Source organism: Streptomyces pseudogriseolus, assembly GCA_002154585.1.
GTDB classification, from domain to species: domain Bacteria; phylum Actinomycetota; class Actinomycetes; order Streptomycetales; family Streptomycetaceae; genus Streptomyces; species Streptomyces pseudogriseolus.
In genome coordinates this window covers 47,409-54,506 of sequence record MUNG01000193.1, presented here as the reverse complement: position 1 = coordinate 54,506, position 7,098 = coordinate 47,409, and the positions used below count along the sequence as shown (strand labels likewise).

At 71.7% G+C, this 7,098-nt stretch carries 5 protein-coding genes; all 5 read left to right on the top strand.

Annotated elements, in window-relative coordinates; translation table 11 throughout:
- Positions 1-233: 233 nt before the first annotated feature.
- The 5 genes from CCN29_RS18375 (at position 234) to ftsW (ending at position 7,098) form a co-directional block, all read left to right on the top strand.
- Positions 234-1,754: a UDP-N-acetylmuramoyl-L-alanyl-D-glutamate--2,6-diaminopimelate ligase gene (locus CCN29_RS18375; protein ID WP_006131285.1), complete on the top strand. Its 1,521-nt coding sequence runs from the start codon at positions 234-236 to the stop codon at positions 1,752-1,754.
- A 4-nt stretch (positions 1,755-1,758) separates the two neighbouring features.
- Positions 1,759-3,189 carry a UDP-N-acetylmuramoyl-tripeptide--D-alanyl-D-alanine ligase gene (locus CCN29_RS18370; protein ID WP_031061917.1) on the top strand — a complete coding sequence of 477 codons (1,431 nt, stop codon included), beginning with the start codon at positions 1,759-1,761 and terminating at the stop codon, positions 3,187-3,189.
- On the top strand, positions 3,189-4,259 hold the full coding sequence (gene mraY, locus CCN29_RS18365; protein WP_006131287.1) for a phospho-N-acetylmuramoyl-pentapeptide-transferase: 1,071 nt from the start codon (positions 3,189-3,191) through the stop codon (positions 4,257-4,259). The genes CCN29_RS18370 and mraY overlap by 1 nt, the downstream gene beginning before the upstream one ends.
- On the top strand, positions 4,241-5,659 hold the full coding sequence (gene murD, locus CCN29_RS18360) for a UDP-N-acetylmuramoyl-L-alanine--D-glutamate ligase (RefSeq protein ID WP_031018407.1): 1,419 nt from the start codon (positions 4,241-4,243) through the stop codon (positions 5,657-5,659). Before mraY ends, murD begins: the two co-directional genes overlap by 19 nt.
- Before the next feature lie 86 nt (positions 5,660-5,745).
- Complete coding sequence (gene ftsW, locus CCN29_RS18355; RefSeq protein ID WP_086683108.1) at positions 5,746-7,098, top strand: putative lipid II flippase FtsW; 1,353 nt, start codon at positions 5,746-5,748, stop codon at positions 7,096-7,098.

The window sequence follows — 7,098 nt, the reverse complement described above, 5'->3', positions numbered from 1 at the left end:
CGGCGCCGCCCCCGCCGCCCTGCCGGTCACCTTCCAGCCCTGACCCCGTTCCGAGCACCGAGCCACGTACCGAGCACCGAGCCACCAGGAACCACCTCGTGACAACGATCACCCCCGACCCCGGGAACCAGAGCCCCCGCGGCCCCTCGCTTGGCCCGCCGAGCGGTACGCCCGGTACGCTCACCGCCGTGCCACACGCTGATCAGTCCCAAACCACCCAGAAGGGCCAACCCGTGACATATCCGGGACCGCCCCGTCCGGACCGGGTCTCCGCCACATCTCTCGCGGAACTCGCCGGTCAGCTGGGTGTCCCCGCACCCGCGCAGACCGCCGACGTCACGGGCATCACCCACGACTCGCGCGCCGTCCGGCCCGGGGACCTGTACGCCGCCCTGCCCGGCGCCCGCGCCCACGGCGCCGACTTCGTCACCCAGGCCGCCGGCCTCGGCGCCGCCGCCGTGCTCACCGACCCGGCGGGCGCCGAACGCGTCGCCGCGACCGGACTGCCCGCCCTGGTGGTGGACGACCCGCGGGCGCGGATGGGCGAACTGGCCGCCACCATCTACGGCCACCCCGGGCGCGATCTGCTCCAGATCGGCATCACCGGCACCTCCGGCAAGACCACCACCGCCTACCTCGTCGAGGGCGGTCTGCGGACCGTTCGCAGCACGGGACTGATCGGCACGGTCGAGATGCGCATCGGCGACGAGCGCATCAAGTCCGAGCGCACCACGCCCGAGGCCACCGACCTCCAGGCGCTGTTCGCGGTCATGCGCGAGCGCGGCACCGAGGCCGTGGCCATGGAGGTCTCCAGCCACGCGCTGGTCCTCGGCCGGGTCGACGGCTGCGTCTTCGACATCGCCGTCTTCACCAACCTCTCCCCGGAGCACATGGAGTTCCACTCCGGGATGGAGGACTACTTCCAGGCCAAGGCGCAGCTGTTCACGCCGGCCCGCAGCCGGCTCGGCGTGGTCAACGTGGACGACGAGTACGGCCGCCGCCTGGTCAAGGAGGCCGGCGTCCCGGTCGTCACCTACTCCGCCGAGGGGCACCCGGACGCCGACTGGCGCGCCGAGGACGTGCATGTCGGCCCGCTGGACTCGACGTTCACCGTGGTCGGGCCCAAGGACGAGCGGATCACCGCCCGCGCCCCGCTGCCCGGCCCGTTCAACGTGGCCAACTCCCTGGCCGCGATCGTCGCGCTGGCCGCCGCCGGACTCGACCCGCAGGCCGCCGCCGACGGCGTCGCCGCCGTGCCGGGCGTGCCCGGCCGCCTGGAGCGCGTCGACGCCGGCCAGCCGTACCTGGCGGTCGTGGACTACGCCCACAAGACGGACGCCGTGGAGTCGGTGCTGCGCGCCCTGCGCAAGGTGACCGAGGGCCGGGTGCACGTCGTGCTCGGCTGCGGCGGCGACCGCGACGTCACCAAGCGGGAGCCGATGGGCGCCGCCGCCGCGCGGCTCGCCGACACCGCCGTACTGACCTCCGACAACCCCCGCTCCGAGGACCCGCTGGCGATCCTCGCCGCGATGCTCCAGGGCGCGGCCTCGGTGCCCGCCCACGAGCGCGGCGAGGTCCAGGTCTTCGAGGACCGGGCCGCCGCGATCGCCGCCGCCGTCGCCCGGGCCGAGCCCGGCGACACCGTGCTGGTCGCCGGCAAGGGCCACGAGCTGGGACAGGACATCGCCGGGGTGGTGCGTCCGTTCGACGACCGCCAGGTGCTTCGCGAAGCCATCAAGAAGACCCAGGGATGAACTTGTGATCGCCCTCTCCCTCGCCGAGATCGCAGAAGTCGTCGGCGGGCAGACGCACGACATACCGGACCCCTCCGTCCTGGTCACCGGCGAGGTGGTCCGGGACTCGCGGGAGGCGGGTCCGGGCAGCCTCTTCGTCGCCTTCGTCGGCGAGCGCGTGGACGGCCACGACTTCGCGGCCCAGGTCGTCGAGGCGGGCGCGGCCGCCGTGCTCGCCTCCCGGCCGGTCGGGGTCCCCGCGATCGTCGTGGAGGACGTCCAGGCCGCCCTCGGGGCCCTCGCCCGCCATGTCGTCGCCCGGCTCGGCGCCACCCTCGTCGCCCTCACCGGGTCGGCCGGCAAGACCAGCACCAAGGACCTCATCGCCCAGGTGCTGCGCCACAAGGCCCCCACCGTGTTCACGCCCGGCTCCCTCAACAACGAGATCGGACTGCCGCTGACCGCGCTCACCGCCACCGAGGAGACGAAGTTCCTCGTGCTGGAGATGGGAGCGCGCGGAATCGGCCACATCCGCTACCTCACCGGTCTGACGCCGCCGCGGATCGGCCTCGTGCTGAACGTCGGCTCCGCGCACATCGGCGAGTTCGGCGGCCGTGAGCAGATCGCCCAGGCCAAGGGCGAGCTGGTCGAGTCGCTGCCGCCGGCCGAGGAGGGGGGCGTCGCGGTCCTCAACGCGGACGACCCCTACGTCCGCGCCATGTCCTCCCGTACGAAGGCGAAGGTGCTCCTTTTCGGAGAGTCCGGCGAAGCGGACGTCTCCGCCGAGAACGTGCGACTCACGGACAGCGGACAGCCTTCCTTCAGGCTTCACACACCCTCCGGTGCAAGCGATGTGACCATGCGCCTGTACGGTGAGCATCACGTGTCGAACGCGCTCGCCGCGGCCGCCGTCGCCCACGAGTTGGGCATGTCCGCAGACGAGATCGCCCGCGCGCTCTCCGAGGCGGGCTCCCTCTCCCGCTGGCGCATGGAGGTCACCGAGCGACCGGACGGCGTGACGGTCGTCAACGACGCCTACAACGCGAACCCCGAGTCCATGAAGGCCGCGCTGCGTGCGCTGGCCGCCATGGGTGAAGCCTCACGGGCAAAGGGGGGACGTACGTGGGCGGTGCTCGGCAAGATGGCCGAGCTCGGGGACGAGGCGCTCGCCGAGCACGACGCGGTCGGACGGCTCGCCGTCCGGCTCAACGTCAGCAAGCTCGTCGCGGTCGGGGGCAGGGAAGCCGCCTGGCTGCAACTGGGCGCATATAACGAGGGTTCGTGGGGTGAGGAGTCGGTGCACGTGTCCGACGCACAGGCGGCGGTCGACCTGTTGCGCAGCGAATTGCGCCCGGGGGATGTCGTACTCGTGAAGGCGTCCCGTTCGGTCGGGCTCGAGAGCGTGGCGCAGGCGCTGCTCGAGACCGGTGCCGAGGGTGAGGTCGCCGCCCGATGATGAATCAGGTCCTGTTCGCAGGAGTCATTGGCCTCTTCCTGACGCTGATCGGCACCCCGCTGCTGATCAAGCTGCTCGCCCGCAAGGGATACGGGCAGTACATCCGCGACGACGGCCCGCGCGAGCACGCCAGCAAGCGCGGTACGCCCACCATGGGCGGCATCGCCTTCATCCTGTCGACGGTCGCCGCCTACTTCCTGTCCAAGGTGATCAGTGGCGAGTCGCCCCGGTACTCCGGCGTGCTGGTGCTGGGCCTGATGGTCGGCATGGGCCTGGTCGGCTTCCTCGACGACTACATCAAGATCGTCAAGCGGCGTTCGCTGGGTCTGCGGGCCAAGGCGAAGATGGCCGGCCAACTGATCGTCGGCGTCGCCTTCGCGGTGTTGTCCCTGCAGTTCGCGGACTCCCGCGGGCAGACCCCGGCCTCCACCAAGCTGTCGTTCATCACGGACTTCGGCTGGACCATCGGCCCGGTGCTGTTCGTGATCTGGGCGCTGTTCATGATCCTCGCGATGTCGAACGGCGTGAACCTCACCGACGGCCTGGACGGTCTGGCCACCGGCGCCTCCGTGCTGGTCTTCGGCGCCTACACCTTCATCGGCGTCTGGCAGTTCCAGGAGTCCTGCGCCAACGGCGAGACCCTGACCAACCCGGGCGCCTGCTACGAGGTGCGCGACCCGCTGGACCTCGCCGTCGTGGCGTCCGCGCTGATGGGCTCCTGCCTGGGCTTCCTGTGGTGGAACACCTCCCCGGCCAAGATCTTCATGGGCGACACTGGTTCGCTGGCGCTCGGCGGCGTGCTCGCGGGTCTCGCGATCTGCTCCCGCACCGAGCTGCTGCTCGCCATCCTCGGCGGCCTGTTCGTCCTCATCACGATGTCGGTGGTCATCCAGGTCGGCTCGTTCCGGCTCACCGGAAAGCGGGTCTTCCGGATGGCGCCGCTCCAGCACCACTTCGAACTCAAAGGCTGGTCCGAAGTCCTTGTGGTGGTCCGCTTCTGGATCATCCAGGGCATCTGTGTGATCGTCGGACTCGGCCTCTTCTACGCGGGATGGGCAGCGGACAAGTGACCGACTGGCAGGGCAAGCACGTCACCGTCGCGGGACTGGGCGTCTCCGGCGTCCCGGCGGCCAAGGTGCTCCACGGACTCGGCGCGAAGGTCACCGTCGTCAACGACGGCGACGACGCACGGGCCCGGGAGCAGGCCGCGGAACTGGAGGCGCTCGGCGTCACCGTCCGCCTCGGGGACGGCGCCACCCTGCCCGACGGCACCGAGCTCATCGTCACCGCGCCCGGCTGGAAGCCGGACAAGCCGCTCTTCGCGGCGGCGGACGCGGCCGGGGTGCCGGTGTGGGGCGACGTCGAACTCGCCTGGCGGCTCAGGAAGCCGGGCGCGGCGGACTGGCTCGCGGTCACCGGCACCAACGGCAAGACCACCACCGTGCAGATGCTCGCCTCCATCCTGGAGGCGGCCGGCCTGCGCACCGCCGCCGTCGGCAACATCGGCGTCTCCCTCCTCGACGCGGTCCTCGGCGACGAGGAGTACGACGTGCTCGCCGTGGAGCTGTCCAGCTACCAGCTCCACTGGGCGCCCTCGCTGCGCGCCCACTCCGCCGCCGTCCTCAACCTGGCGCCCGACCACCTCGACTGGCACGGCTCCATGGAGGCGTACGCGAAGGACAAGGGCCGTATCTACGAGGGCAACCGCGTCGCCTGCGTCTACAACGTGGCCGACAAGGCCACCGAGGACCTGGTCCGCGAGGCCGACGTGGAGGAGGGCTGCCGGGCCGTCGGCTTCACCCTCGGCACCCCCGGCCCCTCCCAACTCGGCGTCGTCGAGGGCCTCCTGGTCGACCGTGCCTTCGTGGAGAACCGGCAGAAGAACGCCCAGGAGCTCGCCGAGGTCGCCGACGTGAAGCCGGCCGCCCCGCACAACATCGCCAACGCCCTTGCCGCGGCGGCCCTCGCGCGCGCCTACGGCGTGCCCGCGGGCGCCGTACGGGAGGGCCTGCGGAACTTCACCCCGGACGCCCACCGCATCGCGCACGTGGCCGACGTGGACGGCGTGGCGTACGTCGACGACTCCAAGGCCACCAACACGCATGCCGCGCAGGCCTCGTTGGCGGCGTACGACTCCGTGGTGTGGATCGCCGGCGGGCTCGCCAAGGGCGCCACCTTCGACGAACTCGTCGCCGAGGCGGCGAAGCGGCTGCGCGGCGCCGTGCTGATCGGCCGGGACCGCGAGCTGATCCGCGAAGCCCTCGCGCGACACGCCCCCGAAGTCCCCGTGGTCGACCTCGGGCGGACCGACACTGGGGCGATGCTCCAGGCCGTCCAGGAGGCGCGGCGGCTGGCCCGCCCCGGTGACACGGTGCTGCTGGCCCCGGCCTGCGCCTCGATGGACATGTTCGCCAACTACAACAAGCGCGGTGACGCGTTCGCCCAGGCGGTGCGCGAGCTCGGCGCCTGACCCCGGCCGCTTCGGCGCCGGGCGACCCTGGGAGGGACGCGTGGGACCGTCCGAGACCTGTTGGCCGGCGTACCGCGGAGGTCGTGATGTCCAGTAGCCGTACCGGCAGGCCGCCCGTGCAGCGGGCCGCCCGGCGCCCCGTCGTGCCCCGCCCCCCGCGCGAGAACCCCCTGCGCACGCTGGTGATCCGGGCGCGCAGGGCCTGGGACCGGCCGCTGACCGCGTACTACGTCGTCCTCGGCGGCAGTCTGCTGATCACCGTGCTGGGTCTGGTGATGGTCTACTCGGCCTCCCAGATCACGGCGCTCCAGATGTCGCTGCCGGGTTCGTACTTCTTCCGCAAGCAGCTGCTGGCCGCCGTGATCGGCGCCGTGCTGCTGCTGGTGGCGTCCCGGATGCCGGTGAAGCTGCACCGCGCGCTCGCCTACCCCATCCTCGCGGGGGCCGTGTTCCTGATGGCCCTGGTGCAGGTGCCGGGGATAGGAGTCGCGGTCAACGGCAACCAGAACTGGCTCGCGCTGGGCGGCAGTTTCCAGCTCCAGCCCAGCGAGTTCGGCAAGCTGGCGCTGGTGCTGTGGGGCGCCGACCTGCTCGCCCGCAAACAGGACAAGCGGCTGCTGGCCCAGTGGAAGCACATGCTGGTGCCGCTGGTGCCGGCCGCGTTCATGCTGCTCGGGCTGATCATGCTCGGCGGCGACATGGGCACCGCCATCATCCTCACCGCGATCCTCTTCGGCCTGCTGTGGCTGGCGGGCGCCCCGACCCGGCTGTTCGCCGGGGTGCTGGCGGTCGCCGCGCTGCTCGGCGCGATCCTCATCCGCACCAGCGAGAACCGCATGGCCCGGCTCGCCTGCCTCGGCGCCACCGAGCCGCAGACCGGCCCGGTCGACTGCTGGCAGGCCGTGCACGGCATCTACGCCCTGGCCTCCGGCGGGATCTTCGGCTCCGGGCTCGGCGCGAGCCTGGAGAAATGGGGTGAACTGCCCGAAGCGCACACGGACTTCATCTTCGCCGTCACCGGTGAGGAACTGGGCCTGGCGGGGACGCTGTCGGTGCTCGCCCTGTTCGCCGCTCTAGGCTATGCGGGTATCCGCGTGGCCGGACGCACGGAGGACCCCTTCGTCAGGTATGCCGCGGGAGGCGTGACCACCTGGATCACGGCGCAGGCCGTGATCAACATCGGTGCGGTGCTCGGTCTGCTGCCGATCGCCGGAGTCCCGCTCCCGCTGTTCTCCTACGGCGGGTCCGCCCTGCTGCCGACCATGTTCGCCATCGGGCTGCTGATCGCCTTCGCGCGTGAGGACCCCGCTGCGCGGATGGCGCTCGCCATGCGGCAACCCCGCTTTGGTAGAAAGCGGATCAGGGGTTCTCAGCGGCCCCGGAGATGGAACACGATGCGACGGCGTGCCCCGGGGGCGCGTTCGTCCGGAGAGCGGTGA